Raw genomic sequence first — 26,232 nt, 5'->3', positions numbered from 1 at the left:
CTCGATCGGCGGCGAGCTCAAGCCATGCGACTTTTCCATTTCAGCGACGATTCCGGGATCGCGGCGTTCGAGCCACGCCCGGTTCGCGTCCCCTCTGCTCGTGCGCCCGGCCGAGAATGGCTGAACGGTCCGCTCGTCTGGGCAATCGATGCCCATCATGATTTCCTGTATCTCTTTCCGCGCGATTGTCCCCGCATCCTGCTCTGGGCGGTGGCCGATACGCCGGAGGCCGAACGCCGGCACTGGCTCGGCGACTGGCGCGCCGTCGCCTACGTCGAGCGCCGTTGGATGGAAAGGCTCGAAGCGGAGACGATCCATCGTTACGAGATGCCAGCCGAGGGCTTCGAGGATCTGGGTGATGCTGGCATGTGGGTGGCCCGAAAGAGAGTGGTGCCGATAGAGCATGCCGCCATGTCACAGCTCGACCGGGAGTTTGCCCCGCGCAAGGTGGATCTCAGGGTGGTGGACACGCTGACGCCGCTGAAAGGGCTCTGGGGCACGAGCCTGCATGTCAGTGGTATCCGGCTGCGCAATGCGAACGATTGGGAATAGCCGGATAGGGCGGTGACAAGGATTCCACGGCATGAAAGTCGGCGCGAAAGCTCACCTCAATCTCCCTCATCCCTGTGCTCGTCACAGGGATCCAGCGCCCAAGTCCTTGGGCGCGGGAGATTCTTCTTCCCTGAAAGAGAGTGTCATTCACGGCGCAGAGGCGCCGTGGCTGGATTCCTGTGACAGGCACATGAATGAGGGAGGAGAGCTGAGCAGGCCGATCATCCCGATGGCGGATACGCGGCCTCTCTTTTCATCCGGAAATTTTGCTCTAAAAAACAATGCAGATTCTCTGGAGTGATGTTCCATGTCCACCGAAAGTTCCGCCGTCGATACGTTGACGATCGAAGAGGCTGCCGCCGAGCTCGAACGGCTGGCAAAGGAGATCGCACATCACGATGCGCTCTATCACGGCAAGGACCGGCCGGAGATTTCGGATGCCGATTACGACGCGCTGAAGCGCCGCAACGATGCGCTGGAAGTGCGCTTTCCCGAGTTGATCCGCGAAGACAGCCCATCGCGGCATGTCGGTGCGGCGCCCTCCGTCACTTTTTCGCCTGTCGTCCACGCGCGGCCGATGTTGTCGCTCGACAACACCTTCTCGCAGGAGGACGTGCAGGATTTTGTCGCCGGCGTCTATCGTTTCCTCGGCCGGCTGCCGGACCAGTCGATCGCCTTTACCGCCGAGCCGAAGATCGACGGTCTCTCGATGTCGATCCGTTATGAAAACGGCAGGCTGGTGACCGCTGCAACGCGTGGCGACGGCACGACGGGGGAGAACGTCACTGCCAACATCCGGACCATCGCCGAGATCCCCAACGAGCTGCCGAAAGGCGTGCCCGCTGTCGTCGAGATCCGCGGTGAGGTCTACATGGCCAAGAGCGACTTCCTGGCGCTGAACCGGCAGATGGAGGCGGAGGGTAAGCAGACCTATGTCAATCCGCGCAATACGGCTGCCGGATCGCTGCGCCAGCTCGACGCCAAGGTGACGGCGAGCCGCAAGCTGAAATTCTTCGCCTACGCCTGGGGCGAGATGTCGGAAATGCCGGCCGATACGCAATTTGGGATGGTGCAGACCTTCAAGGACTGGGGTTTTCCGGTCAATCCGCTGGTGAAACGATTGAACTCGGTCGCCGACATCCTGACGCATTATGACGAGATCGGCCTTGAGCGCCCGGATCTCGACTACGACATCGACGGCGTCGTCTATAAGGTCGACAGTCTCGAGTTGCAGGCCCGTCTCGGTTTCCGCTCGCGTTCACCACGCTGGGCGACGGCGCACAAGTTCCCTGCCGAACAGGCTTTCACTATCGTCGAGAATATCGACATTCAAGTCGGCCGCACCGGCGCCTTGACCCCTGTCGCGCGATTGACGCCGATCACCGTCGGTGGCGTGGTCGTCACCAATGCGACGCTACACAACGCGGATTACATCAGGGGCATCGGCAATAGCGGCGAGCGCATCCGCGCCGACGAGCACGATATCCGCATTGGCGATACCGTCATTGTGCAGCGCGCCGGCGATGTGATTCCGCAGGTGCTTGACGTCGTCATGGAGAAGCGCTCGGCCGAGGCCAGGCCCTATGAATTTCCGAAGACCTGCCCGGTCTGCGGGTCGCATGCCGTGCGTGAAAGACATGAGAAGACCGGCAAGCTCGATTCGGTCACCCGCTGCACCGGCGGCTTCATCTGCAGGGCGCAGGCGACGGAGCATTTGAAGCACTTCGTTTCGCGCAACGCTTTCGATATTGAAGGGCTCGGCTCGAAGCAGATCGACTTCTTTTTCGAAAACGAGGACGCGTCGCTGCAGATCCGCACTGCGCCCGATATCTTCACGCTGGAGAAGCGTCAGCAGCAATCGCTGACCAAGCTAGAGAATATCGACGGCTTCGGCAAGGTCAGCGTCGGCAAGCTCTATGCGGCGATCACCGAACGGCGCAGCATTGCGCTCCACCGCTTCATCTACGCGCTCGGCATCCGTCATGTCGGCGAGACCACAGCGAAGCTCTTGGCGCGCTCCTACGGCACCTATGCGGCCTTTGAAACCGCAATGCGCGAGGCCGAGGCGCTTTCCGGTGACGCCTGGAATGATCTCAACGCCATCGAGGGTATCGGCGAGGTCGTGGCGCGGGCCATCGTCGAATTCTACAAGGAGCCGCGCAATGTCGAGGTGATCACCCGGCTTATTGAGGAAGTGACGCCCGAGGAGGCCGAACAACCGAAGACGGCAGGCAGCCCGGTCGCCGGCAAGACCGTGGTTTTCACCGGCTCGCTTGAAAAGTTCACCCGCGACGAGGCGAAGGCGAGGGCGGAAAGTCTCGGCGCCAAGGTGGCGGGATCAGTCTCCAAGAAGACCGACATCGTCGTCGCCGGCCCCGGCGCCGGCTCCAAGCTCGACAAGGCGCGTGAGTTCGGCGTGCAGACGATGGACGAGGACGAGTGGCTGGCGCTGATCAGCGGGTGAGGGGCTGACGGCAAGCCGCCAGCCCGTTTGCTCAAAGCCTGAGCCGCGCCATCGTATAGGCATCGACATATTGACCGGCGCGATATCCGAAGGCCTTCAGCAGGCCTTCCTGCTCGAAGCCGAATTTCTGGTAGAGGCCGATGGCGACATCGTTATCGGTGTAGACGGTCAGTTCCAGCCGTTTGATATCGAGCCAGTCGTCGGCAGCATCGACCATTGCTCCGAGCAAGATCCGTCCGAAGCCGCGGCCGGTGAAGTCGTCATGCACACCCATGCCTATGCTGGCGACGTGCTGCCTGCGGCCGGAAAGACGGTTGAGGCCGCTATTGCCGACGATTTTGCCGTCCTGGGTGACGACGAGGTTGAGCGCGCCGGGCGACGGATTTTCCATGTGTTTGCGAACTTCCTCGACCCGCTGGTAGGGCGGCCGCAAGGTGCCGGCCCGGTAGCCCGGCAGATTTATGAGATCGGTGATCTCCTCCGCATCGGACAGGCGGACGGCGCGCACAAGGACGCCATCCGGCAGGCGCGCTCGGCCACGAGGTTCATTCTCTTCGTTTTCGGACATTCATGCTCTCCATCGGTGTCGGGAGGAGAGCCGGTTTCCGAAAACCCTGCTCGCCTCGGCAGGGTTTCGGGATGATGATCGGATCGCTGCTAACGCGCCATCGCTCCCGCGTACCCTTCAAGGGTCGTGGCGTGATGGATAAGCGCTGCCATGGTTAGGGAACCGATCATGGCAACAAGTTTCGATATGCGGGTTAAAAAGTCAATCGGGCGTCGTGTCGAATTTGCGCGGCCGGAAGCGGGGCGGTATTCCTGTTCCCGAAGAAACGATTCGGGTTGCTGATTTTGAAGACCATCGCGATTGACTTCGAGACGGCGAACGAGCAGCGCGGCAGCGCCTGTTCCGTCGGCCTTGCCTGGATCGAGGACGGCAGGGTGACGCGCGTCGAGGAGCGGCTGATCCGGCCGCGAGAGATGCGCTTTTCCGGGATGAACATCGCAATCCACGGCATCCGGCCGGAGCATGTCGAGGATGCGCCCGAGTTTCCCGAGGTGATGGACGAGTTTCACGAGGATATCAGCGGCGCGACGATGATCGCGCACAATGCCGCCTTCGATTTCAGCGTCTGGCGGGCGAGCCTCGATCTCTACCGGCAATCCTATCCGGAGCTTACCTATCTCTGCAGCCTGAAGATGGCGCAGCGGATCTGGCCGCATTTCCTCTCGCACCGGCTGAACCTGATCGCCGAGCATCTCGGCCTGCGTTTCGTGCACCACAACGCCGCTGAAGATGCCGCCGTCTGCGCAGCGGCCGCCATCGAGATGGCAAGGGCGGTCAAGGCCCATGCCGTCCACGCCATACCGTCGTTGATCGGCATGAAGCCAGGTCGGCTGACGGCGCAGGCCTATGAGCCCTGCACCTGCCGAAAAGGCTGACCCCTTTTCCGCAAACGCCGTTTTCTTGCAAAGCATGGGTGCGTGCTTATCTAGAATGCGGGTTATTCAGGGAGCCGCCATGTCCAGACTGCGCAATCTTCTCCTCGCCGCCTTCTCTTTCGCCGCCCTTTCCACAGGTGCTGCCTCGGCCGAAGTCGTCGGCAAGGTTGGGGTCGACTGGATCGGCAACGACATCATCGTCGAGGCGGTCTCCGACCCTGAGGTCAAGGGCGTTACCTGCCACGTCACCTATTTCGACCGCAGCCTGATCGACCGGCTCAAGAACGGCAACTGGTTCGAGGACCCGTCCAACAACTCCATTGCCTGCCGGCAGACCGGGCCGATCGAGATCGGCAATATCGACCTGTCCAAGGATGGCAGCGAGGTGTTTCGCCAGGGCATGTCGCTGATCTGGAAGACTCTGGTCGTCAACCGCATCTACGACAAGACGAACGACACGCTGATCTATCTCGCTCATTCGCGCGAACTGACCGACGGCTCGGCGAAGATGTCGATCTCGACCATTCCGCTCTATGGGCAAAGCGTGACCTGGAAGAACGGGAAGCCGCAATAGGGTTTCTGCGGTGAGATTTTGGAAAGAGCGGCGCCTCCCTTTTTCGCTCATTGCAAAATCAAAAAGGCCCGGACGAGCCGGGCCTTCGAATTCCAGAAATGGATAGCCCTCAGGCGGCCTGCGTCAACTCGTCGGCAATGACCGTGTCGAGGTTCAGGAAGCAGACCATGGTCTTTTCGAGCGCGACGATGCCGCGGCAGAAAGCGCGCTGGGCTTCCGGGATGATTTCCGGCGGCGGCTGAAGGTCTTCGCTCTTGATGGTCATCATGTCGGAAACCTGCTCGACCAGCAGGCCGACCAGCTTGCCGGCGATGTCGGTGACGATGATCGCCGAGCGCTCGGAGGGCTCGGTCATCTTCATGCCGAGGCGGCAGGCCATGTCGATAACGGGGATCACGGCGCCGCGCAGGTTGATGAGACCCAAGACGTAGGGCGGGGTGTGCGGCATCGGCGTCACCGGCGCCCAGCCGCGGATTTCGCGGATGGCCATGATGTCGATGCAGAATTCCTGATCGCCCAGGTGGAACGAAACGATTTCGAGATAAGCGCCCGACTGCTTGATGGCGTTATTGTTGTTCATGGTCAGAATTCTTCCCAGTTGTCCCCAGCGGGAGAGGCGATGTAGAACCGTCGTTAAATATAGATGTGACGGCTTAAGTCTTTCCTAACGATATGTATTTTCGGATTGGCCGTCTCTCCAGAGGTAAGCTATTCAAACACATGCATTTTTGATCCGTGCAGATTCCTGAGGGCGGATTTCGTTGCCGTGGCAGTTTCTACCGGTGAGTCAATTCAACACGGGTTCGAAAACATATTCTTGAATTGCGCGCCTTCGGTCGAGGCTATAATCACGCCAGCAGGGGCGGGCGGCACATCCGCCTGGATTGAGGATCATGCCAATGAAGACATTCCGCATCGCCGTTTGGGTCGGTGTCCTGATACTTGCCGGGTTTCTCGGAGCGTTTACGCTCGACCTGACGAAGTCGAAGGATGTGGTGGCCGAACCGCCCTTCGGCGTACCCTTCACCCTGGTCTCCCAGAACGGACAGCCGATCACCGAGCAGGCGCTGCGCGGCAAGCCGACGGCGCTGTTTTTCGGCTTCACCCATTGCCCGGAAGTCTGCCCGACGACGCTTTTCGAGCTGAACGGCTGGATGGAGAAGGTCGATCCGAAGGGCGACAAGCTGCAGGCCTATTTCGTGACCGTCGATCCGGAGCGCGACACGCCTGAGATCATGAACGAATACGTCTCCAACGTTTCCAAGCGCATCACCGGCATTTCCGGCGCGCCTGACAAGATCGCCGAGGTTATCAAGGGGTTCCGCGTCTACGCCAAGAAGGTGCCGGTCGACGAGAAGGATCCGAATGGCGACTATACGATGGATCACACCGCCTCGGTCTTCCTGCTTGATTCGGCCGGGCGGTTTTCCGGAACAATCGCCTATGGCGAAAACCCGGACACGGCGGTAAAGAAGCTAGAGAATCTCGTCAACAAGGGGTGATGGTTTCAGCGTGATGGGGCGTTGGCTCGACCGATGGCGGGCAACGGAAACGGGAAAGACCGCCTATCGTGAGTGAAATCCGCCTTTACGTGACGACGACCGAAAGCAAGGCCGAAGAGATCCTCGACCTTCTGAGCACGGTCTTCGGTGAAGAAGACTTTGCCATCGGCACCACCGAGATCGATGAGAAGAAGGATATCTGGGAAGCCTCGATCTATATGATGGCCGAGGACGAGACTGAGGTGCAATCCCGGGTCGAGGACGCATTGAAGGCCTCTTTCCCCGCGGCCCGGCTGGAACGGGAAGTCATCCCCGAAATCGACTGGGTGGTGAAATCGCTGGAGGGACTGAAGCCCGTCAGGGCAGGGCGTTTCCTGGTGCATGGCTCGCATGACCGCAATAAGATCCGCCCCGGCGACATTGCCATCGAGATCGATGCCGGCCAGGCCTTCGGCACTGGCCATCACGGAACGACGGCCGGCTGCCTCGAGGTGATCGATGCCGTGGTGCGCTCGCGCCTGGTCCGCAACGCGCTCGATCTCGGCACCGGCAGCGGCGTACTGGCGATTGCGGTGCGCAAGCTCAGGAACATACCGGTGCTTGCGACCGACATCGATCCGATCGCGACGAAGGTGGCGGCCGAGAACGTGCGCCGCAACGGCATCGCCTCGGGCATCGTCACCAGGACCGCACCGGGCTTTCATTCGACCGCCTTTTCAGAGCAGGGTCCCTTCGATCTCATCATCGCCAATATTCTCGCGCGGCCGCTGATCCGCATGGCGCCGAAGCTTGCGACGCATCTTGCGCCTGGCGGATCAGTTATTCTCTCCGGCATCCTTGCCGGGCAACGCTGGAAGGTGATTGCCGCCTATAGTGGCGCGAGGCTTCGCCATGTCAGAACCATCTGGCGCAATGGCTGGGTGACTATTCATCTCGATCGGCCTTGATTTTTCAAGGCTGTGAGCAGGTGATTGCTCCTGCAAACGCATGCCATGCTTAAGGCAACGCGCCTCGTCCCCACCCTCATCCCTGTGCCCGTCACAGGGATCCAGCCACCGCGCGTCTGCGCGGTGAATAACTCCATACGAGCTTGAAGAGAGTTTCCCGCGCCCAAGGACTTGGGCGCACTAGATCCCTGTGACAAGCACAGGGATGAGGGCGGTGGCGGGTGCCGCACCGCCTTATCGAAACGGAGCCGCTCCGTCACCTTGTTGAAGACAACAAAAAAGGCGGTGCCGATGGCACCGCCTTGGACCGGTCTATCCGGTCAATGCCCGCGAGCTCAAGGGGAGGAGCGCTCAAGCGGGCTCTACTGCATTCCAATAGGCCGGTCCGGGAGGGAGGAGACGGACTGGCTTTCAGGCTTAGAACGCGTAGCTGAGGGCGCCCTTGTGGCGCGTGGCCCGCTGGCCGGCGCCGAGCAGCTTGAGGCTGTCCTCGTTCTGCGGGCGGCGGGCGCCGATTACGTGACGCACGGTCTGGCGTTCGCCAGCCTGCACCGGGCTGCTATATGCGAAGCGCGAGAGAGAGGCGGTCATTTCAAGAATTCCTTTGTTTACAGGTTCATCGCGAACCGTTCGATGACGCCTATATAGCTATTCTGAAATGCGGAGGCAGAGGGTTTTGCTCATGGGAGCCATGCGGCCAATGCATAAAGCGTGCCAAATTAACTTTTGGCGTCACAGTTCCGTCAAAATGTTGAGCGGCCCCAGGGGTTTCGACTCGTTTGGTCGCTTTTTCTCCCCATCGGTTGAAATTTCGCTAACATGGCCGGCATTCCATTAACCGGATTCGTCTCAATCATTCGGGTTTCCAGCATGTTCCAGTCTTTCGAGGTTACCTCCACGCCGCAATTCGGCAGGGATCGTGTATCGGCGCTGCGCGCCGGTTTCGATTCGCTCGGCATCGACGCCTTCCTCGTGCCGCGCGCCGATGAATTCAACGGCGAATATGTTCCCGCATGTTCAGAGCGCTTGGCATGGCTGACGGGCTTTACCGGCTCGGCCGGCATTGCGCTGATCCTGCGCACGCAGGCGATCGTCTTCGTCGACGGACGCTATGTGACGCAGCTTGCCGAACAGGTCGACGGTTCGGTCTTTTCGGGCGGCGATCTCGTCAACGAGCCGCCACATCTCTGGCTTGCCGGAAACGGAGCCAAGGGGCTGCGGCTCGGCATTGACCCCTGGCTGCACGCAGGGGCTGAGGTGCGCCGTCTGGAAAAAGCGCTGTCGCAGATCGGCGGAACGCTGATATTCCTGCCGCACAATCCGCTCGACAGGCTTTGGGCTGACCGACCGGCCGAGCCGCTCGGCGCGGTCAACATCCAGAACGTGGCGCAGGCCGGCGTGCTGGCGAGAGAGAAGATCGCGACGATCGCCGCTGATCTTTCGAAGAAGAACCTTGCGGCGGTGCTGATCGCCGATCCCTCTTCGGTCGCCTGGACCTTCAATATCCGCGGCGCCGACGTGCCGCATACGCCGCATCCGCTGGCGCGTGCCATCATCCATGCCGACGGGCGGGCCGAGATCTTCCTCGACAAGCGCAAGACCGGCATCGAGCCGGAGGCCTATCTCGCGCAGATTTGCACCCAGTTGCCACCATCGGTGCTGGAAGAAAAGCTCGCTGCCGTTTCCAGGGATGGCGGCCGCGTGCTGATCGACCCTGACATCGCCGCCTATGCGCTGGCCGAGATCATCCGCAAGGCGGGCGGCGAAGTGGTGGAGGGCGCCGATCCCGCCAAGCTGCCGCGTGCGGTGAAGAACGACGTCGAGATCAACGGCTCGGCCGCCGCGCATCTGCAGGACGGTGCGGCGATGGTGGAATTCCTCTATTGGCTGTCGCAGACCAAGCCCGGCACGGTGAGCGAGATCACGGCCGCCGAGCATCTCGAAGCGGCGCGCGCCCGCGTCGGCCAGAGCGTGCAGAACCCGCTGAAGGACATTTCCTTCGACACGATTTCGGGCGCCGGCGAACATGCGGCGATCATGCATTACCGCGTGACGACCGAGACCAACCGGATGATCGAGGCCGGCGAACTCTTTTTGATCGATTCCGGCGCGCAATATATCAACGGTACGACCGACATCACCCGCACCGTCGGCATCGGCAGAGTTTCGGAAGAGCATCGGCGCTTCTTCACGCTGGTGCTGAAGGGGATGATAGAGATCAGCACCGCGCGTTTCCCGAAGGGCACGCGCGGCTGCGATCTCGATCCGCTGGCGCGCATCGCACTGTGGCGGGCCGGCGCCGATTTCGCTCACGGCACAGGCCACGGCGTCGGCTCCTATCTCTCGGTGCATGAGGGGCCGCAGCGCATCTCCAGGCTGTCGACACAGGAACTGCTGCCCGGCATGATCCTTTCGAACGAGCCGGGCTATTACCGGCCCGGCAGCTTCGGCATCCGCATCGAGAACCTGATCTATGTGCGCGGGGCCGAGGAGATCGAGGGCGGCGATGCGCCGATGCTCGGATTCGAGACGCTGACTTTCTGCCCGATCGACCGCAGTCTCGTCATTCCCGAGCTTCTGACCCACGACGAGCTGCACTGGTTCAACGACTATCATCGCCGCACATGCGAGGCGCTGATGCCGCTCATCCACGATCACGATGTCAGGGCGTGGCTCGAAAACGCGACGCTGCCGCTGGAATATTGAGAAAGCGGTATTACGGCGTCGGCGACGCTGCAATGCCTTGAATTTCTGCGCCGGCTTTCGGGCCGGTGCTCAGACGCCGATCGTGTGGCGCCAGGTCATCACGACGATCCAGGCGGCGACCAGCATCCATGTATGGCTGAAGCGCAGGCCGATGAAGAGGGCGACGATCAGCGCCAGCTTCGATTCCCAGCCGCCGATGAAGAAAGCGGGGGCAACCAGCGTCGTCAGCACGGCGGCCGGCACGGCATTCAGCGCCGCCTCCATGCGCGGGGGGATGCTCTTCATTCGGGTGATGAGGATATAGCCGCCGATGCGGGTGGCGAAGGTGGCGGCGGCTGCGGCGAGGATAACGAGCGCCATGTGTAGATCGAATTCCATGGCTCAGACCTCGTGCACTTCGGATTGAAGGGCGTCGGCTTCGAGGTCTGGCTGTTGCGGCGGCAAAGGCAGCACGGCGGCGAGCACGATGCCGGCGGCAGCACCGAGGCTGACATGCCAGGGCGAGCCGACGTAACGGTAGGCGAACACGGAAGCCACTGCGCTGACGAGCGCCACAGGCAGGAAATTGTCTCGCTTGCGGAAGCCGAGGACGATGCCGAGGAAATAGGCCGGCAGCAGGATGTCGAGGCCGATGGCCTTGGGATCGCCGATGAAGCCGCCGAGCATGCCGCCGGCGACGCTGATCAGCACCCAGGGAATGTAGATGATGATGGCAAAGCCGAAATACCAGGCGAAGGTGAGTTGCCGGCCGCTCTCGGCGCGCTTTACTGCTTCGGCGAATTGCGGATCGACGAGCAGGAAGAAGGTGAAGAATTTCTGCACCGGCGTGAAGTGGCCGATGTAGCGCGCCAGCGCCGCCGAATAGAGCACGTGGCGGAAATTGACGGCGAGGATCGACAGCACAATCAGCCAGGCGTGGACATTGTGACCGAAGAGTTCGATGCCAACCATCTGGCTGGCGCCGGCATAGACGGTGGCGCTCATGAAGGCGGCTTCGGAGAGCGACATGCCATTTTCGACCGCAAGCGCTCCGAAGAGCGCGCCAAAGGGCGCCGATGCCAGCGCAACGGCGGAGCCGCCTCGCAAACCTTCAACAAAGTCGGCGCGATTCATGCGATCTTTCCTGTTGGAATTCAGGTTTCCCCTTATGGTCTACGGCTTGCAACGGCAATTGAATTTCATTGATTGACCAATCGATTTCGCTGAACCATCAAAGTCCTGATCGCATTCGGTAAAGAGGCAAACATGAAGAAGATCGAGTTTTCGAAGGAAGAAAAGGCTGAGATCGTTTCGCGCATCCGCGCTTATTTCGACCGGGAACTCGATCCCATCGGTGCATTGCCGGCTGAATTCCTGCTTGACTTCTTCGCCGAGGAGATAGGGCCGTACTTCTACAATCGAGGGCTAAGAGATGCCCAGGCCGCCTTGTTGCAGAGAATGGAAGACCTAGCCGAAGACATCCATCTTCTTGAGAGGGAGGAAAAATTCTAAAGCGCGCCACGATCTTTCAGATTCGCTTGTCGCGTTTAAACCGCTGCCCAGTTTGCGCGACATGCTTCAGCGCCCCTGAAATCAAAAGATGGCCTTCACTTAACGCCAAATTATTTCTGCGCCGATATGGTCGTGACGCTTTCGTTCACCGGGTTGCGTGTTATTTGGCCGTGATTGTCTCTGCTATCGATGAACCTCGATCCGCCAAGCTTGGCAAGGCGTTGATCTTTATGGTCTGGCTTGCGTTGGCGTCTGCGCTTTGCTGGTTCGAAACGGTCTGGCGTGACGAAGTTCGTGCTTTGTCACTCGCCCTCCAGGGGGATAATTTCATCGATATGCTTCGCCAGATGCATGGCGAGGGTCATCCTGCTCTCTGGTATATCCTGCTGCGCGCCGCCTATGTTCTGGTCGGCTCACCTGTCGTCCTAAAGATCGTCGCACTGACGATTGCAGCGACCGCGGCCTATCTTCTTGTTTTCAGGCTGAAACTGCCGCTTTCCATCATGCTGCTGTCGCTGTTCAGCAGCTTTTCGGTTTACGATTATGCCGCGATGTCGCGAAATTACGGCATCAGCATGCTGGTGATTTTCCTTATCGTCCTGAGTTGGGAGAAAGGAACACGCAACGGGCTATTGCTCGGCCTATTGTTTGCCTTGCAGGCAAATACCAACGTCCATTCGGTCGTCCTCGTCGGCGGCTTCCTCGCCTATTGGTTTTTCGACTTAATTCTGGCGCGGCCAAGGCCTGCTGTGACAGAATATCGGGCCTTTGCGACAGCCGCTGCCATTGCCGCGGTTGGAATTGTTCTATGTTTCGTAACAGTCTATCCGACCTTCAACGATACGGGGCAGAACGATCTCAGTGGCAAGAATTTCGCTTTGCTTGCCCTTGGTGCACTCGCCGCGCCCAGTTCCCATTTTATGGAATTCTATCCCAACAGCGTCCTTGAACTGGTCGTGGCATATCCGCTGGCCTCCCGGATTTTCGCAGCGTTGATGTCCGTGCTCATCTATGGCAGCCTGCTGGCGCTGGCGCACCGGCGGCCGGCGATGATCGCAGCCGGACTGGTTCTCGTAGGGCTTTCGCTGCTTTTTACGCTTGTCTATCCCGGTGGATACAGACATCAGGCGCTCTGGCTGGTTTTCATGATCGCGATCACCGCCTTGACCACACATACTCAGCGCGAGCGGACGCGCGCTGCCGGCATCGAGGCTGCCGGCGGCTTCGTAAAGTTCGGACGTCTCTGCTTCCTGATATTGCTGGCGCTACAGGTCGTGTCCGGTATCGAAAAGATCAATCAGGCCTTCATCGCCGAAATACCCCTGAGCCGAAGCAAGGATCTCGGTGCGTTCATTCAATCGCGCCCCGATCTCAAGGATGCGGTCATTATGGCGGATCCCGACTACCTGGTGGAAGCCTTGCCCTATTACGTCCCCAACCGCACCTATCTTCTGCGGGAGGAGCGGTTCGGCGCCATCGTGCGATATACCCGCAACGCCCGGCTTTCGCTCAGCCTTGCCGATATTCTGCAAACGGCACATCGATTGCAGCAGAGTGAACATGTGCCGGTCGTCATTCTTCTTTCGCAGCGGCTTGATCAGATTACTGCGCCCGTCTCCCTGCGTGAAAGCTACGTTTGGCGATTGTCTCTGACGCCGGAAGACATTTCTGCATTCCAGAGCGCGACAAACCTCATCAAGCGCTTCGGCACGGTTGCCGGAAGCGATGAGACGTTCGACGTCTACGTGCTGAAATAAGATGCCAGCCAGCAGCTTATTCGCACAACACGCCCACGCATTTGATCATTGTGATGCCATGCGCCGGCATCTCGCCGATCGCGGCGGCAATACCTTCGGGAGTGGTGCCGCGACTGGAGCGCGACCAGAAGAAGAAGGGCAGGAGCCTATAAGCGGGACGGGACGGCGCTCGCGGCCCCGCAACCGTGGAGGCGCGTTCAGCCTTCGCGCTTCATTCGCTCCCGGCGTTCGATCTCAGCCTCCGAGGGCTGCGCCAGCTCGAATGTGCCTGTCTTGATTGCGCCGGCACGCTCGTAGACGCTCATGATCACGCCCGTCGTCGATATCGTGTTGGCGGTGAGCTTCAGCGCCTCCGGCTTGGCGCCTTGACCGAACAGGCGTTTGCCCGGGCCAAGCACGAGCGGGAAAGTCAGAAGCCGGAGCTCGTCGATCAGGTCATGCGCCAATAGGGTCTGCAACAGGCCGCTGCTGCCCTGTGTCAGGAGGGCGGGGCCATCCTGCTGCTTCAACCGGGCGATTTCGGCAGCTGCATCGCCGCGCAGAGCGACGGAATTTGCCCAGGTGAGCGGCTGCGTGGAAGTGGTCGCGACATATTTGGTCACGGCGTTGAAGACCTTGCCAATCGGATCGTCTTTCCCTACGAAGGGCCAGTGCGCGGCGAAGATTTCGTAGGTCTTGCGGCCGAGCACCAGTTCGAAGGGATCGGTAAAGATCCCGCCCATGAACTGGCCCATCGGCTCGTCCCAATAGTTAACGGTCCAGCCGCCCTGCGTGAAGCCGCCGGTCGGATCCTCCCGCGGCCCGCCCGGCGCCTGCATGACACCGTCCAAACTGACGAAGGCTGCAGCAACAAGCTTTCTCATCTCTCGACTCCCATTGTTGGTGTGTTCAGAGCCAAGGACGGATTGGCTTGCCCCGATCCGACATCCGACGCGGTTTTTTCGGGCGGTATCCGAGCTGAACTAGCCGGCCAGGATCTTGGTGCTGTCGACGATCGCGATGCCATGCGCCCGCATCTCCTCGATGGCGGCGGCGACGCCTTCGGGCGTGATGCCGCGGCTTGCATCCTCGATGAAGCGGACGCGGACACCCGGCATCATCTCCAGCGCGTCGAGCGCGGAGAACTTGACGCAATAGTCGGTCGCCAGCCCGCAGACGTCGAGGTCGGTGACGCCCTGATCCTCAAGGAAATCGGAAAGGCCGGTCGAGGCATCGCGGTCATTGTCGCGGAAGGCCGAATAGCTGTCGATATCAGGATCCTCGCCCTTCTGCTGAATCAGGTCGATCTCTTCGGATTTGAGCTCGGGGTGCAGTTCGGCATCGAGCGTACCCTGCATGCAGTGGTCGGGCCACATCATCTGCGGCTTGCCCGACAGTTCTCCCATCTCGAAGGGGGCGGCACCGGGATGGGCGGAGGCGAAGCTGCCGTGGCCCGGCGGATGCCAGTCCTGCGAGGCGACGATCAGATCGTATTTGCCGCTGTCGATCAGTCTGTTTGCGACGGGAACCACCTTGTCGCCCTCCGGCACCGGCAGATTGCCGCCCGGACAGAAGCCGTTCTGAATATCGACGAGCAGCAGCGCTTTCATCAAGGCCAATCCCTTCGCTTTATTGCAGTGTAAGACGCCAAGCACACTGAATGGATCAACTAGTGGATTTCCAGACGCGGACGCGCAAGTGTTAAATCTGGCACTAGCGGTAGTAAGTCGTCGAAACAGAATGCTCTAATGCAATCATTACGATAGCTGGCGGCGGTTCTCGTGTTGAAATCGAACGGAGGGGAAGGCGCGTGCATGATTTCCGCATCGCGGACACAGCCCGCGACGGCGGCAATTGCCGCGTAGGACGCTTTTGTGCGGCATCGATGGATCGAGGCTCCCCCGGCAGAGCCCGGATCTCCCGGCTAGGCCGCCGCCACGTTGTCGGCTGCAGAATCACCTGCTGCGGCGGAAGCGCCGTAGGTATTGCGGTAGGCCTGAAGGGCCGTCTGCATGTCGCTCAGCACTTTGGTCAGGAGCGGATCGCTGTCGCCTGAAGTCTTGATGCTGTTCGGATCGGCGGCAAGAAATTCAGACTCGGTCAACTTGCCGTCGCCATTCGTATCCATTGCGGCGAAGACACCCTTGGAAGCGCCCTCGCTCTGATCGCCGCCGTCGCCCTGATCGTCACTGCCGTCGGTCTTCTGCATGGACAGCATCAGCGACAGGATGTCGGCGGTAATCTTCTTGACGATATCGGTGCTGCTGTCGTCGCTGTCGGTCGACGCCGTGGCCGAAGTCGAGGACTGCGAGGCGGCGGCCAACTCGTCCGCCGAAATGACGCCGTCGCCATTCTTGTCCAGACTGGAAAGCGGAGACTGATATTGAGTTAAGGTGCTGCCGAGAGATGAAACACTGGTCACTGGAACCTCCTTTGAAAAGTTCGTCGTGAAGCCCGCCTTTCATGGGCGGGCAGCCTCTGGGCTAAGCTGATTTGCGAAAGGCGTCAAAGCGACGTTTTGACAGGGCGGAAGTGCGATTGACGATGTGAGGCAACGCACGTTAACCTTTTCGGTTACCAAAGTTTTTCATTGGATTTATTGGCTTTTTTTGGCGGTCGGTTTGTCTGGGCGCGATTAAATCCATGCCGGTGTTGGCCCGAAATTGCCGTAATGGAGCACGTGGAGGAGCTATGGGCGGAGTGCTCGGGTTTGCGCGGCTGCGGCATTTCGTCTGCTTTCCGCGAGGGGCGACTTCAGGTCGACCTTGCTCCGGGTGATGATTTCTGCCTTTCTTACCCTCAGAAGCAAGACGGAAGCGAAGCCATGCCAGAGCCGGATCTCGACGAAAAGATCGACGCGACGTTTCGCAACGGGTCGCTGACGGCGGCCGGGATCATCCTTGGTTTCTCGCTCAATTTCATCAGTGTCTGGGTTTCCAATCCTAATGACTGGACCAGCATCGATATTCTGCCGATGCTGTTCCTGACCGTGGGCATCGCCGTCCAGGTGAAAGTCTTTGCCGATCTGCTGGCGCGGGACTCCCTGTTTGCCGCCAAATATGACCGGTCTCGCCGGCTCTTTCTGATCGGATTGGGAATCGTCGCGGCGGGAATGGGCATTGCCCTGATCAACGATATTCTCGGGCTCGGAAGGATGCGGATGCTCGGGTAAACTTCGCGTCATACTGACGCGAGGTCAGACGCGCTCGACGAACCCGTCCAAGACCCGCTTCTGTCCGGCCCGGTCGAACTCAATCGTCAGCTTGTTGCCCTCGATGCCGGTGATGTTGCCGTTGCCGAATTTCAGGTGGAACACGCGATCGCCGGGGGTGAATCTCGACGGTTCCGACGATGTCGATTTCGCCACCAGCTCACCTTCGATCGTGCGCCCCTTCGGGCCGCTTTCGCCGTAACCTATGCGTTCGACGGCGTGGCCGGAGCGGGTGCCCCAATTGTCGCGTGTGGCGTCGGTCTTGTTGGCCTGGGCGCGTTTCCAGCCGGGCGTGGAATAGGAATTGGTGAAGGGTTCGGCCTTGTCGAAGCGGGACTGGCCGTAGCCGCCGCGGCCGTACCCGCCGTAGCTTTGCTCCATTTCGGCGACCTCGACATGGGTTTCCGGCAGTTCATCGAGGAAACGCGAGGGCAGGGTCGATTGCCAGAGGCCGTGGATGCGGCGGTTGGAGACGAACCAGATGTGGCAGCGGTGCTTGGCGCGGGTGATGCCGACATAGGCGAGGCGGCGTTCCTCCTCCAGGCCGGCGCGGCCGCTCTCATCCAGCGAGCGCTGGTGCGGGAAGAGTCCTTCCTCCCAGCCGGGAAGGAAGACGGTGTCGAATTCGAGACCCTTGGCCGAGTGCAGCGTCATGATCGAGACGGCATCGAGGTTCTCGTTGGTTTCGGCATCCATCACCAGGGAGACGTGTTCGAGGAAGCCGCGCATCGACTCGAAGCTTTCCATCGAGCGGATCAGTTCCTTGAGGTTTTCGAGGCGGCCGGGTGCTTCGGCGCTCTTGTCGTTCTTCCACATGTCGGTATAGCCGGACTCTTCGAGAATCTGCTCGGCAAGTTCGGTATGCGGCGTGTTTTCAAGCAGTTCCTGCCATCGGCGGAAAGATTGAATTACGTCGAAGAGCGCCTTTCGCGCCTTCGGCTTCAGCTCGTCTGTCTCGATGATGTCGGCGGCTGCCGCAAGCATCGGGATATCGCGGGCACGGGCATAGTCGTGCAGCGCGCGCACCGTCGTATCGCCGAGGCCGCGCTTCGGTGTGTTGACGATGCGCTCGAAAGCGAGGTCGTCGGCCGACTGCGCAACGAGGCGGAAATAGGCCATGGCATCGCGGATCTCGAGGCGCTCGTAGAAGCGCGGGCCGCCGATAACGCGATAGTTGAGGCCGAGGGTGACGAAGCGGTCTTCGAATTCGCGCATCTGGAAGGAGGCGCGCACGAGGATCGCCATGTCGTTCAAGAGATGCTTGCCCCGCTGGAGTTGCTCGATCTCCTCGCCGATGGCGCGGGCTTCCTCCTCCGAGTCCCAGGAGGCGTGGACCTGCACCTTGGCGTCGTCCGGATCGGAGCGGTCGGTGAACAGCGTCTTGCCGAGGCGACCTTCATTATGGGCGATCAGATGGGCGGCGGCCCCGAGGATATGTTCGGTCGAACGATAGTTGCGCTCGAGCTTGATGACCTTGGCGCCGGGGAAATCCTTCTCGAAACGCAGGATATTGTCGACCTCGGCGCCGCGCCAGCCATAGATCGACTGATCGTCGTCGCCAACGCAGCAGACGTTCTGCAGCTCGCCCTTAGGGCGCTGAGCGAGAAGCCTGAGCCACATGTACTGGGCCGTGTTGGTATCCTGGTACTCGTCGACGAGGATATAGCGGAAGCGGCCGTGATATTCCTTCAGGAGATCCGGGTTTTTGCGGAAGATCGCGATCGGATGCATCAGCAGGTCGCCGAAGTCGCAGGCGTTCAGCGTCGTCAGGCGCGCCTGATAGGCAAAATAGAGATCGCGGCCACGGCCGTTGGCAAAGGCGCGGGCATCACCCTCGGGGATGTCGGCGGGGCCGAGGCCCTTGTTCTTCCAGGTATCGACCATGCCGGCGAACTGCTTGGCTGGCCAGCGCTTGTCGTCGAGACCTTCGGCCTGAATGAGCTGCTTGATGAGGCGGACGACGTCGTCGGTGTCGAGAATGGTGAAATCGGAGCGCAGGCCGACAAGCTCGCCGTGGCGGCGCAGAAGTTTGACGCCGATCGAATGGAAGGTGCCGAGCCACGGCATGCCTTCGACGGCGCCGCCGACGAGCAGCGCGATGCGCTCCTTCATCTCGCGGGCGGCCTTATTGGTGAAGGTGACGGCGAGGATCTGCGAGGGGAAGGCGCGGCCGGTGTTGAGGATATGGGCGATGCGGGTCGTCAGTACGCGCGTCTTGCCGGTGCCGGCGCCGGCGAGCACGAGGACGGGGCCTTCAAGCGTTTCGACGGCTTCGGTCTGCTCGGGGTTCAACCCGGCGAGATAATCCGGTCGCTTGCCGCCGTCGCGAGCCGCCATGGCGCGGGCGGCGATGCCGCCACCGGCGGCGGGCGCCCGTTCGGCGGGTGCGGCAGGCGGCTGCGGCTTGCGCGCCATCTCGCCCGGCTCTTCGTCGAAGAAGGGCATATCGTCGAAACTATTGCTCATGGCGCGTAATGTAGTGATTCGGGAAGGAAAGACCAGAAAAGATGTTCTGCTTTCATTCCCGAGCCGGCGCTATTCCAGGCGGTATGTTGCGGGCGGTAATGCCGCCGCCGAGCCCGGCTGTAGCCGCGATGCGGGCGGGCGGGGCTGAAAATACCAATCGCGGCCTGTCGGATCAGGCGCCGGTGAGGCGTCCTTGGGTCATCGGACAGCTGTCCGGATCAACACCCGTCAACAAGGAGGCCGTTTCATGCCGAAGATCGTTTCAAATCTCTGGTTCGCCGAGGAAGCCCGCGAAGCCGTCGAATTCTACGTGTCTGTCATCCCGGACTCCAGGAAGATGGGCCGCACCACCATATTGCCGGCGGAAACGCCGAGCGGGCCTCCCGGCAGCGTCGAGCTGATCGAGTTCACGCTCGCTGACCAGGCCTTCCTGGCCATGAAGGCCGGCCCGCTCGATAGTTTCAACCATTCCTTCTCGATCGCGATTCTCGTGGAAAGCCAGGCCGAGATCGATCGGATATGGGATGCTTTCTTAGGCAATGGCGGCACGCCGGAGGCCTGCGGCTGGCTGAAGGACCGCTGGGGCCTTTCCTGGCAGATCGTGCCGCGTGTGCTCTCGGAGATGATCGCCGACAGCGACCGTGAGCGGGCCAGGCGCGTGACCGAAGTGATGCTCGGCATGGTCAAGATCGATGTCGCCGCGCTCGAGGATGCGTTCAACGGCTGAGAGGCCTGCGGAGAGATGATCGCAATATCCAGCGCATGATCGTCATGCGCCCATTTCTCTAAGAATATCCCAAGTTTTCGAACGTCATATGGCCCGTCGCACATCGATATTCACCGATCGAAGCTGGCTCTCCGCCTGCCGACCGCTGATTTTCGAGACCTCGAATCACGGGCGACATTGCACACCTTTTTCATCTTTCTGTCACGTCGTGAAATGTGCTGATACCGCGATGGCGTCTTTCTCCACTATACTGACCAACAGTTTCGTAGAGTAATTAAAGAACCGGTGGATGCACAATTTCGTGCATTGCTAGAAACGGCCGGTGAGCGTGGAATAACCGACGAAACTATTGATTCTCAGGAACGTCATGGCCATCTCGATGGTTATAAGGACACCTGAAGCCTGTGGCATTAACCTTGAATGGAGGGCCCATGCTGAGCGAATCCGTATTTGATGCGTTCACCCGCAGTTATGATGCGCGTCGCGAGACCGATATGTCGATCTCGGATTATCTCGACCTTTGTAAAAAAGAACCGCTTGCCTATGCCAATGCGACCGAGCGCCTGCTCGCCGCGATAGGCGAACCGCAGATGGTCGACACCGCCAGGGACACGCGCCTCGGTCGGATATTCATGAACCGGACCATCCGGATTTATCCGGCCTTTGTCGGCTTCCACGGCATGGAAGAGACAATCGAACGAATCGTTTCATTCTTCCGGCACGCGGCGCAGGGGCTCGAGGAGCGCAAACAGATCCTCTATCTGCTCGGCCCGGTCGGCGGCGGCAAGTCATCTCTGGCTGAGCGGCTGAAGCTGCTGATGGAGCTTCATCCGATCTACGTGCTGAAGGCGGGTGACGAGATCAGCCCCGTTTTCGAAAGTCCGCTCAACCTCTTCGACCCGGACACGATGGGATCGCTCCTGCAGGAGCAATACGGCATTCCCCTGCGACGCCTAAGCGGACTGATGAGCCCTTGGTGCCTGAAGCGGCTCGATGATTTTGGGGGCGATATTTCCCGCTTCCGTGTCGTCAGAGTACAGCCTTCGCGGTTGCGCCAAATTGCGATCGCCAAGACCGAGCCTGGAGACGAGAACAATCAGGATATCTCGTCGCTGGTCGGCAAGGTCGATATCCGCAAGCTGGAGACTTATTCCCAAAACGATCCCGATGCCTACAGCTATTCTGGCGGCCTCAATCGCGCCAATCAGGGCGTGCTCGAGTTCGTCGAGATGTTCAAGGCGCCGATCAAGATGCTGCATCCGCTGCTGACGGCGACGCAGGAGGGGAACTATATCGGCTCCGAGAACATCGGCGCCATACCCTTCACCGGCATCGTCCTTGCGCATTCGAACGAAGCGGAATGGCAAACCTTCAAGGCCAACAAGAACAACGAAGCCTTCATTGACCGTATTTGCGTGATCAAGGTGCCCTATTGCCTGCGCGTGACGGAAGAGCAGAAGATCTACGAGAAGCTGATCGAGGGATCGGAACTCGCGGATACACCATGCGCTCCGGCGACGCTCGAAATGCTGGCCCGCTTCTCCGTGCTGTCGCGTCTGCGCAAGCATGAGAATTCGACATACTTCTCGAAGATGCGCACCTATGACGGCGAAAGCCTGAAGGAGACGGATCCGCGCGCCCGCAGTGTCCAGGAATATCGGGATGCCGCCGGCATCGACGAGGGCATGGACGGCATATCGACCCGCTTCGCCTTCAAGGTGCTCGCCTCCACTTTCAATCACGACACCACGGATATTGGCGCCGATCCAGTTCATCTGATGTATGTGCTGGAGCAGTCGATCCGCCGCGAGCAGTTTTCCGACGATGTCGAGAAGCGATATCTGGAATTCATCAAGGCCGATCTTGCGCCGCGTTACGCAGAGTTCATTGGAAATGAAATCCAGAAGGCCTATCTTGAGTCCTATGCGGATTACGGACAGAATCTGTTCGACCGCTACGTCGACTATGCCGATGCCTGGATCGAAGACGTGGACTTCAAGGATCCCGATACCGGCCAGCTACTCGATCGCGAGCTCCTCAACCAGGAACTGACGAAAATCGAAAAGCCGGCGGGAATTGCCAATCCGAAGGATTTCCGCAACGAAATCGTCAAGTTCTGCTTGAGATCGCGGGCAGCCAACGGCGGAAAGAATCCGTCATGGACGAGCTACGAGAAAATCCGGGAAGTCATCGAAAAGCGAATGTTCTCGCAGGTCGAAGATCTTTTGCCGGTCATTTCCTTCGGATCGAAGAAGGATTCCGAAACGGAAAAGAAGCACAGCGAATTCGTCTCGCGCATGGCCGCGCGGGGTTACACGGAGAGGCAGGTTCGGCGCCTCGTCGAATGGTACATGCGCGTCAAACAGGCAAGTTAATGTGGAGCCAATATGCACATTGTCGACCGTCGGCTAAATCCGCGCGGTAAAAGTCTGGAAAATCGGCAACGGTTTCTTCGGCGCATGAAAGGCGCTGTGCAGCAGGCGGTAAAGCGTTCTCTGCAAAACCGGAACATTCGCGATGTGCTCGACGGCGGGGAAATCAGCCTGCCGATCGATGGAATGGCCGAGCCGAACTTGAGAAGGGGCGACGGCGGCATCCGCGATCATATCCTGCCTGGAAACAGGGCCTTCGTCGAAGGCGACATTCTTCCGCGCCCGCCGGGGAGCAGGGGCGGAAAACCCAAGGATGCGGGTGAGGGCGATGGTGAGGATGGCTTCCGCTTCGTGCTGACGCGCGAAGAATTCCTCGATGTGTTTCTGGACGACCTGGAACTGCCCGACCTTGCCAAACGGCGTCTGGCCGAAACCGAGGAGGAAACTCCATCGCGGGCCGGCTATTCCGTGTCGGGATCGCCGTCCAACATCGCCGTCGGTCGCACGACGAGGCTCGCGATGATGCGCCGCGTCGCGCTTCACCGTCCGCGCCGCGAAGAGATCGAAGCCCTGCAGCGGCAGATCGAGGAATGCGAGGACGACGAGAGCCGCCTGGCGCTTGAGGCAAAACTCAAGTCCCTGACGGAAAAAAGTCGGCGCATCCCCTATATCGATCCGCTCGACGTGCGATATCGCCGCTTCGAAAACGAGCCGAAGCCTGTGGCGAAGGCGGTGATGTTCTGCCTGATGGACGTCTCGGGCTCCATGTCGGAACACATGAAGGATCTGGCGAAGCGGTTCTACCTGCTGCTCTATCTTTTCCTGTCGAAGCGCTACAAGAAAGTGGAGATCGTCTTCATCCGTCACACAGACAAGGCGGAGGAGGTCGATGAGGAAACCTTCTTCTATGGTCCGGCGACGGGCGGCACGCTGGTATCCAGTGCGCTAGCGGCAATGCGCGGGATCATCGCGGCGCGTTTCGATCCGGCAGAGTGGAATATCTACGGCGCCCAGGCTTCGGACGGCGACAACGCCCATTCGGACGGAAACCTGACCGGACAGCTGCTGCACGAGATTTTGCCGCTCTGCCAGTATTTCGCCTATATCGAGGTCGGCGAAGAAGGCGGCGACTCCTCGGTATCCCGTTCACCGCTTTGGATGCTTTATGACGGGATCCGTTCCGAGTTGCCGCTTTCGATGCGCAAGGTCTGCCGGCGAAGCGAAATATTCCCTGTTTTCCACGATCTCTTCCAAAAACGTGACGCACAGTCGAGGGTGACGCCATGACCACGACGATGAGGCCAAGAGAGCGGCTGTTGTTCGAGGGGGCTGACTGGGATTTCGCAACGCTCCAGCGCATCCATGACGCCTGCGAGGAGATCGCGCTTAACGAACTCGGCCTCGACGTCTATCCGAACCAGATCGAAGTCATCACCTCGGAGCAGATGCTTGATGCCTATTCCTCGACCGGCATGCCGCTCTTTTACCGCCACTGGTCTTTCGGCAAGCACTTCGCGCATCACGAAGCTTTCTACCGCCGCGGGATGCGCGACCTTGCCTATGAGATCGTCATCAACAGCTCTCCCTGCATCTCCTACCTGATGGAGGAGAACACGGCGACGATGCAGACGCTCGTCACCGCGCATGCGGCCTTCGGCCACAACCATTTCTTCAAGAACAACTATCTCTTCAAGCTCTGGACCGATGCGGAGGGGATCCTCGATTACCTCGATTTCGCCAAGGGTTATATCACCCGCTGTGAGGAACGTTACGGCGAGACGGCCGTCGAGCGGACACTCGATGCGGCGCATGCACTGATGTCGCATGGGGTGCATCGATACGCGGGCAAGACCACCATCGACCTTCGCCAGGAGGAGAAGCGGCAACAGGAGCGCCGCGCCCATGAAGAGCAGATGTTCAACGATCTGTGGCGCACGGTTCCCGTCGGCAAGGCCCGAAAGGCCGGCGACGTCGGCCTGGAAAAGCGCCGCGCCGCCCTCGGTCTCCCTCAGGACAACATCCTATACTTTCTGGAAAAGTCGGCGCCGCGGCTGCAGCCGTGGCAGCGCGAGATCCTTCGCATCGTCCGCCATGTCGCACAATATTTCCATCCTCAGCGGCAGACCAAAGTGATGAACGAGGGAACTGCCACCTTCGTCCACTACCAGATCATGAACCGGCTTCACGAGCGAGGGCAGATCAGCGACGGAAACTTCCTCGAATTCCTGAAGTCGCACGCCAACGTCGTGTTCCAGCCGAGCTACGACGATCGGCGGTTCTCGGGCTTCAACCCCTATGCGCTTGGTTTTGCGATGATGCAGGATATCGAGCGGATCGTCACGAAGCCGACGGATGAGGACCGCGCATGGTTTCCCGATATTGCTGGGCGAGGCGATGCGATGGCCGTCCTGCGCGACATCTGGGCCAATTACCGGGACGAGAGTTTTATCAGCCAGTTCCTGAGCCCGAACCTGATCCGGCAGTTGCGGCTGTTCCATCTCTACGACGATCCTGATCAAACCGAGGGGGTGCTGGTTTCGGCGATCCACAATGAGCGCGGATATTTGCGCATCCGCCGCCAGCTCTCCCGCGAATATGATATCGGCTGGACCGATCCTGCCATCGATATCGTCGATGTCGATCTCGCCGGCGACCGCCGGCTGCTGCTACAACACATCATGATGAATGGTTGCTATCTTCAGGAAAATGACACGAAGCTCGTCCTGCAGCATCTCGCCGATCTCTGGGGCTATGACGTTTTGCTTCAGGAAATCGACAGTTCCAGCGCGGTGGCGAAAGAACACACGGCGAGCCCGCGCAAGATCGTTCAGTGATCACAGATTATGCTGACGGGCGATAATGGACAATTATCGGTGGCAACAAACACAAAGCCTTAGTAGTTTACCGCCGTTGCAATCGCCCACTTGATCTCGACCAGTTTCACCCTTTGCAGCGATCTTCCGGGGCGGATAGCGCGGAGACGAGAGACCATGAGTGAAACGCGGCGCAAGCTGACGACGATCTTCTGTGCTGACGTGCAGGATTATACGCGGCTGATGGGGACTGATGAGGAAGGGACGCTTGCGAGCCTCAAACGCTGCCGGGAAGCGATGGGACGCCTGATCGAAAGCCATGGCGGCCGCGTCATCAACACCTGGGGCGATGGGCTGATCGCCGACTTCCCAAGCGTGGTCGAGGCGGTGCGTGCGGCCGTCGACACCCAGAACGAACTCGCGGGTTTCAACGCCCGCCGACCGGCCGACGGTCGCATGCTCTTCCGTATCGGCATCAATCTCGGCGACGTAATCGTCGAGGGCGAGGACATCTATGGCGACGGCGTCAATATTGCCGCGCGGCTGCAGGCGTCGGCCGCGGCCGGCGGCATCGTCATATCAAGTACCGTTTACGATCAGGTCCGCAACAAGGTGGCGGTTGGTTTCGAGTTTCTCGGGCCGCTGATGGTGAAGAATGTCGATGAAGGCGTGCCAAGCTACGCGGTAAAGATCGGCGATGCCAGGGAGGAGACGCCGCATGCCGAACGATCCGGCGCCGCGCGGCCGCAGCCGGCGGCGGTTATGGCGGCAGCCAAGGTTGAGACAACCCCAGCACCGGGAGGACGCAGGCTGTATGGCGTGCTCGGCGTCATCGCCGCCGTCCTGATCGGTATCAATCTCTTGTCGTGGCAGGGCGTCTTCTGGGCGCGGTTTCCGGTGCTTGCGCTTGCCGTCGTCGCGGCGCTCGCCTGGAACCGCGATCAGATCCTGTACAACCGAAAGATCACCTCGCTGGCGATCCTGGCACTTGGCCTTGCCGGCCTCAACCTCTTCACCTGGACGGGGCAGTTCTGGGCGGTGTGGCCGATACTGGGGATTGCGGCCGTCATGGGCGTGCGATGGTCGATGCGCAGATAGACATTCAACCCGCATCGTCGGACATTTGTGCGATATCTCGCCCGATAATCGGCGGTGTCAAAGGCATGGGCGAGTGTTCGTTCAAACAAAAGTGAGCGGCCGGGTTATTTCCATTCTTTGCTGATATTAC

The 26,232-nt window shown here is 60.1% G+C and carries 24 protein-coding genes; 15 read left to right on the top strand and 9 right to left on the bottom strand.

Annotated features, from left to right (window positions below; translation table 11 throughout):
• The first annotated feature begins 24 nt into the window (after nucleotides 1-24).
• A complete protein-coding gene (locus AC25BC_RS14350; protein ID WP_012758274.1) occupies nucleotides 25-552 on the top strand; it encodes a DUF6886 family protein in 528 nt (175 codons plus the stop codon).
• Nucleotides 553-859: 307 nt separating this feature from the next.
• Nucleotides 860-3,016: an NAD-dependent DNA ligase LigA gene (gene ligA, locus AC25BC_RS14345; protein WP_012758273.1), complete on the top strand. Its 2,157-nt coding sequence runs from the start codon at nucleotides 860-862 to the stop codon at nucleotides 3,014-3,016.
• Between the two features lie 31 nt (nucleotides 3,017-3,047).
• Here the strand turns inward: ligA and AC25BC_RS14340 are convergent, their stop codons facing one another.
• Entirely contained in the window at nucleotides 3,048-3,584 is a 537-nt protein-coding gene (locus AC25BC_RS14340) for a GNAT family N-acetyltransferase (protein ID WP_012758272.1), read from the bottom strand.
• Between the two features lie 284 nt (nucleotides 3,585-3,868).
• Between AC25BC_RS14340 and AC25BC_RS14335 the strand changes: the two genes are divergently transcribed.
• Together AC25BC_RS14335 and AC25BC_RS14330 are read left to right on the top strand one after the other, a co-directional pair.
• Entirely contained in the window at nucleotides 3,869-4,459 is a 591-nt protein-coding gene (locus AC25BC_RS14335; RefSeq protein WP_128406817.1) for a 3'-5' exonuclease, read from the top strand.
• A gap of 79 nt (nucleotides 4,460-4,538) precedes the next feature.
• Nucleotides 4,539-5,033 carry a CreA family protein gene (locus AC25BC_RS14330; protein ID WP_012758270.1) on the top strand — a complete coding sequence of 165 codons (495 nt, stop codon included), beginning with the start codon at nucleotides 4,539-4,541 and terminating at the stop codon, nucleotides 5,031-5,033.
• A 109-nt stretch (nucleotides 5,034-5,142) separates the two neighbouring features.
• Here the strand turns inward: AC25BC_RS14330 and AC25BC_RS14325 are convergent, their stop codons facing one another.
• Nucleotides 5,143-5,613 carry a chemotaxis protein CheW gene (locus AC25BC_RS14325; protein ID WP_003541378.1) on the bottom strand — a complete coding sequence of 157 codons (471 nt, stop codon included), beginning with the start codon at nucleotides 5,611-5,613 and terminating at the stop codon, nucleotides 5,143-5,145.
• Nucleotides 5,614-5,932: 319 nt separating this feature from the next.
• Here AC25BC_RS14325 and AC25BC_RS14320 point away from each other — a divergent pair, with 319 nt between their 5' ends.
• Together AC25BC_RS14320 and AC25BC_RS14315 are read left to right on the top strand one after the other, a co-directional pair.
• The gene (locus AC25BC_RS14320; protein WP_012758269.1) at nucleotides 5,933-6,535 is read left to right on the top strand and encodes an SCO family protein; all 603 of its coding nucleotides are present in this window, start codon (nucleotides 5,933-5,935) and stop codon (nucleotides 6,533-6,535) included.
• 68 nt (nucleotides 6,536-6,603) lie between these two features.
• On the top strand, nucleotides 6,604-7,482 hold the full coding sequence (locus tag AC25BC_RS14315) for a 50S ribosomal protein L11 methyltransferase (protein WP_012758268.1): 879 nt from the start codon (nucleotides 6,604-6,606) through the stop codon (nucleotides 7,480-7,482).
• 417 nt (nucleotides 7,483-7,899) lie between these two features.
• Here AC25BC_RS14315 and AC25BC_RS14310 read toward each other — a convergent pair whose 3' ends face one another.
• Nucleotides 7,900-8,073, bottom strand: a complete 174-nt coding sequence (locus AC25BC_RS14310; RefSeq protein WP_012758267.1) for a hypothetical protein — start codon at nucleotides 8,071-8,073, stop codon at nucleotides 7,900-7,902.
• 279 nt (nucleotides 8,074-8,352) lie between these two features.
• Here AC25BC_RS14310 and AC25BC_RS14305 point away from each other — a divergent pair, with 279 nt between their 5' ends.
• Complete coding sequence (locus AC25BC_RS14305) at nucleotides 8,353-10,188, top strand: aminopeptidase P family protein (RefSeq protein ID WP_032996676.1); 1,836 nt, start codon at nucleotides 8,353-8,355, stop codon at nucleotides 10,186-10,188.
• A 69-nt stretch (nucleotides 10,189-10,257) separates the two neighbouring features.
• Here AC25BC_RS14305 and AC25BC_RS14300 read toward each other — a convergent pair whose 3' ends face one another.
• Both AC25BC_RS14300 and AC25BC_RS14295 read right to left on the bottom strand, forming a co-directional pair.
• The gene (locus AC25BC_RS14300; protein ID WP_012758265.1) at nucleotides 10,258-10,566 is read right to left on the bottom strand and encodes an AzlD family protein; all 309 of its coding nucleotides are present in this window, start codon (nucleotides 10,564-10,566) and stop codon (nucleotides 10,258-10,260) included.
• Nucleotides 10,567-10,569: 3 nt separating this feature from the next.
• Nucleotides 10,570-11,301, bottom strand: a complete 732-nt coding sequence (locus AC25BC_RS14295) for an AzlC family ABC transporter permease (RefSeq protein ID WP_012758264.1) — start codon at nucleotides 11,299-11,301, stop codon at nucleotides 10,570-10,572.
• A gap of 132 nt (nucleotides 11,302-11,433) precedes the next feature.
• Between AC25BC_RS14295 and AC25BC_RS14290 the strand changes: the two genes are divergently transcribed.
• Together AC25BC_RS14290 and AC25BC_RS14285 are read left to right on the top strand one after the other, a co-directional pair.
• On the top strand, nucleotides 11,434-11,679 hold the full coding sequence (locus AC25BC_RS14290; RefSeq protein ID WP_012758263.1) for a DUF2164 domain-containing protein: 246 nt from the start codon (nucleotides 11,434-11,436) through the stop codon (nucleotides 11,677-11,679).
• A gap of 164 nt (nucleotides 11,680-11,843) precedes the next feature.
• On the top strand, nucleotides 11,844-13,436 hold the full coding sequence (locus AC25BC_RS14285; RefSeq protein ID WP_113545203.1) for a hypothetical protein: 1,593 nt from the start codon (nucleotides 11,844-11,846) through the stop codon (nucleotides 13,434-13,436).
• Between the two features lie 197 nt (nucleotides 13,437-13,633).
• Here AC25BC_RS14285 and AC25BC_RS14280 read toward each other — a convergent pair whose 3' ends face one another.
• The 3 genes from AC25BC_RS14280 to AC25BC_RS14270 form a co-directional block, all read right to left on the bottom strand.
• A complete protein-coding gene (locus tag AC25BC_RS14280) occupies nucleotides 13,634-14,299 on the bottom strand; it encodes a dihydrofolate reductase family protein (protein ID WP_012758261.1) in 666 nt (221 codons plus the stop codon).
• A 99-nt stretch (nucleotides 14,300-14,398) separates the two neighbouring features.
• Nucleotides 14,399-15,025 carry a bifunctional nicotinamidase/pyrazinamidase gene (pncA, locus tag AC25BC_RS14275; protein ID WP_012758260.1) on the bottom strand — a complete coding sequence of 209 codons (627 nt, stop codon included), beginning with the start codon at nucleotides 15,023-15,025 and terminating at the stop codon, nucleotides 14,399-14,401.
• A gap of 314 nt (nucleotides 15,026-15,339) precedes the next feature.
• A complete protein-coding gene (locus AC25BC_RS14270; protein WP_012758259.1) occupies nucleotides 15,340-15,837 on the bottom strand; it encodes an EF-hand domain-containing protein in 498 nt (165 codons plus the stop codon).
• A 402-nt stretch (nucleotides 15,838-16,239) separates the two neighbouring features.
• Between AC25BC_RS14270 and AC25BC_RS14265 the strand changes: the two genes are divergently transcribed.
• Nucleotides 16,240-16,587 (top strand): hypothetical protein, encoded by a 348-nt coding sequence (locus tag AC25BC_RS14265; RefSeq protein ID WP_012758258.1) that lies wholly within the window; start codon nucleotides 16,240-16,242, stop codon nucleotides 16,585-16,587.
• Nucleotides 16,588-16,611: 24 nt separating this feature from the next.
• Here AC25BC_RS14265 and AC25BC_RS14260 read toward each other — a convergent pair whose 3' ends face one another.
• Nucleotides 16,612-19,092 carry an ATP-dependent helicase gene (locus tag AC25BC_RS14260; RefSeq protein WP_113545201.1) on the bottom strand — a complete coding sequence of 827 codons (2,481 nt, stop codon included), beginning with the start codon at nucleotides 19,090-19,092 and terminating at the stop codon, nucleotides 16,612-16,614.
• 247 nt (nucleotides 19,093-19,339) lie between these two features.
• Between AC25BC_RS14260 and AC25BC_RS14255 the strand changes: the two genes are divergently transcribed.
• From AC25BC_RS14255 to AC25BC_RS14235, 5 genes are all read left to right on the top strand, one after another.
• Complete coding sequence (locus AC25BC_RS14255) at nucleotides 19,340-19,819, top strand: VOC family protein (RefSeq protein ID WP_128438179.1); 480 nt, start codon at nucleotides 19,340-19,342, stop codon at nucleotides 19,817-19,819.
• A 431-nt stretch (nucleotides 19,820-20,250) separates the two neighbouring features.
• Nucleotides 20,251-22,194: a PrkA family serine protein kinase gene (locus AC25BC_RS14250; RefSeq protein WP_012758255.1), complete on the top strand. Its 1,944-nt coding sequence runs from the start codon at nucleotides 20,251-20,253 to the stop codon at nucleotides 22,192-22,194.
• Nucleotides 22,195-22,206: 12 nt separating this feature from the next.
• A complete protein-coding gene (locus AC25BC_RS14245) occupies nucleotides 22,207-23,478 on the top strand; it encodes a YeaH/YhbH family protein (RefSeq protein ID WP_012758254.1) in 1,272 nt (423 codons plus the stop codon).
• Nucleotides 23,475-25,025 carry a SpoVR family protein gene (locus tag AC25BC_RS14240; RefSeq protein WP_012758253.1) on the top strand — a complete coding sequence of 517 codons (1,551 nt, stop codon included), beginning with the start codon at nucleotides 23,475-23,477 and terminating at the stop codon, nucleotides 25,023-25,025. Before AC25BC_RS14245 ends, AC25BC_RS14240 begins: the two co-directional genes overlap by 4 nt.
• Before the next feature lie 156 nt (nucleotides 25,026-25,181).
• Nucleotides 25,182-26,102, top strand: coding sequence for an adenylate/guanylate cyclase domain-containing protein (locus AC25BC_RS14235; protein ID WP_128438178.1), 921 nt, complete (start codon nucleotides 25,182-25,184; stop codon nucleotides 26,100-26,102).
• Nucleotides 26,103-26,232 lie beyond the last annotated feature (130 nt).

The organism is Rhizobium sp. WSM409 (assembly GCF_057653825.1).
Note: the sequence above shows the minus strand (reverse complement) of the source record. Positions and strands in the feature narration are given on the sequence as shown.

What these genes read in the sequence shown, in the direction of transcription:
- AC25BC_RS14325 (WP_003541378.1), bottom strand. Translation starts at nt 5,613, where the DNA reads ATGAACAACAATAACGCCATCAAGCAGTCGGGCGCTTATCTCGAAATC.
- AC25BC_RS14290 (WP_012758263.1), top strand. Translation starts at nt 11,434, where the DNA reads ATGAAGAAGATCGAGTTTTCGAAGGAAGAAAAGGCTGAGATCGTTTCG.
- pncA (WP_012758260.1), bottom strand. Translation starts at nt 15,025, where the DNA reads ATGAAAGCGCTGCTGCTCGTCGATATTCAGAACGGCTTCTGTCCGGGC.
- AC25BC_RS14305 (WP_032996676.1), top strand. Translation starts at nt 8,353, where the DNA reads ATGTTCCAGTCTTTCGAGGTTACCTCCACGCCGCAATTCGGCAGGGAT.
- AC25BC_RS14265 (WP_012758258.1), top strand. Translation starts at nt 16,240, where the DNA reads ATGCCAGAGCCGGATCTCGACGAAAAGATCGACGCGACGTTTCGCAAC.
- AC25BC_RS14280 (WP_012758261.1), bottom strand. Translation starts at nt 14,299, where the DNA reads ATGAGAAAGCTTGTTGCTGCAGCCTTCGTCAGTTTGGACGGTGTCATG.
- ligA (WP_012758273.1), top strand. Translation starts at nt 860, where the DNA reads ATGTCCACCGAAAGTTCCGCCGTCGATACGTTGACGATCGAAGAGGCT.
- AC25BC_RS14235 (WP_128438178.1), top strand. Translation starts at nt 25,182, where the DNA reads ATGAGTGAAACGCGGCGCAAGCTGACGACGATCTTCTGTGCTGACGTG.
- AC25BC_RS14240 (WP_012758253.1), top strand. Translation starts at nt 23,475, where the DNA reads ATGACCACGACGATGAGGCCAAGAGAGCGGCTGTTGTTCGAGGGGGCT.
- AC25BC_RS14260 (WP_113545201.1), bottom strand. Translation starts at nt 19,092, where the DNA reads ATGAGCAATAGTTTCGACGATATGCCCTTCTTCGACGAAGAGCCGGGC.
- AC25BC_RS14250 (WP_012758255.1), top strand. Translation starts at nt 20,251, where the DNA reads ATGCTGAGCGAATCCGTATTTGATGCGTTCACCCGCAGTTATGATGCG.
- AC25BC_RS14330 (WP_012758270.1), top strand. Translation starts at nt 4,539, where the DNA reads ATGTCCAGACTGCGCAATCTTCTCCTCGCCGCCTTCTCTTTCGCCGCC.
- AC25BC_RS14300 (WP_012758265.1), bottom strand. Translation starts at nt 10,566, where the DNA reads ATGGAATTCGATCTACACATGGCGCTCGTTATCCTCGCCGCAGCCGCC.
- AC25BC_RS14245 (WP_012758254.1), top strand. Translation starts at nt 22,207, where the DNA reads ATGCACATTGTCGACCGTCGGCTAAATCCGCGCGGTAAAAGTCTGGAA.
- AC25BC_RS14340 (WP_012758272.1), bottom strand. Translation starts at nt 3,584, where the DNA reads ATGTCCGAAAACGAAGAGAATGAACCTCGTGGCCGAGCGCGCCTGCCG.
- AC25BC_RS14310 (WP_012758267.1), bottom strand. Translation starts at nt 8,073, where the DNA reads ATGACCGCCTCTCTCTCGCGCTTCGCATATAGCAGCCCGGTGCAGGCT.
- AC25BC_RS14320 (WP_012758269.1), top strand. Translation starts at nt 5,933, where the DNA reads ATGAAGACATTCCGCATCGCCGTTTGGGTCGGTGTCCTGATACTTGCC.
- AC25BC_RS14255 (WP_128438179.1), top strand. Translation starts at nt 19,340, where the DNA reads ATGCCGAAGATCGTTTCAAATCTCTGGTTCGCCGAGGAAGCCCGCGAA.
- AC25BC_RS14295 (WP_012758264.1), bottom strand. Translation starts at nt 11,301, where the DNA reads ATGAATCGCGCCGACTTTGTTGAAGGTTTGCGAGGCGGCTCCGCCGTT.
- AC25BC_RS14350 (WP_012758274.1), top strand. Translation starts at nt 25, where the DNA reads ATGCGACTTTTCCATTTCAGCGACGATTCCGGGATCGCGGCGTTCGAG.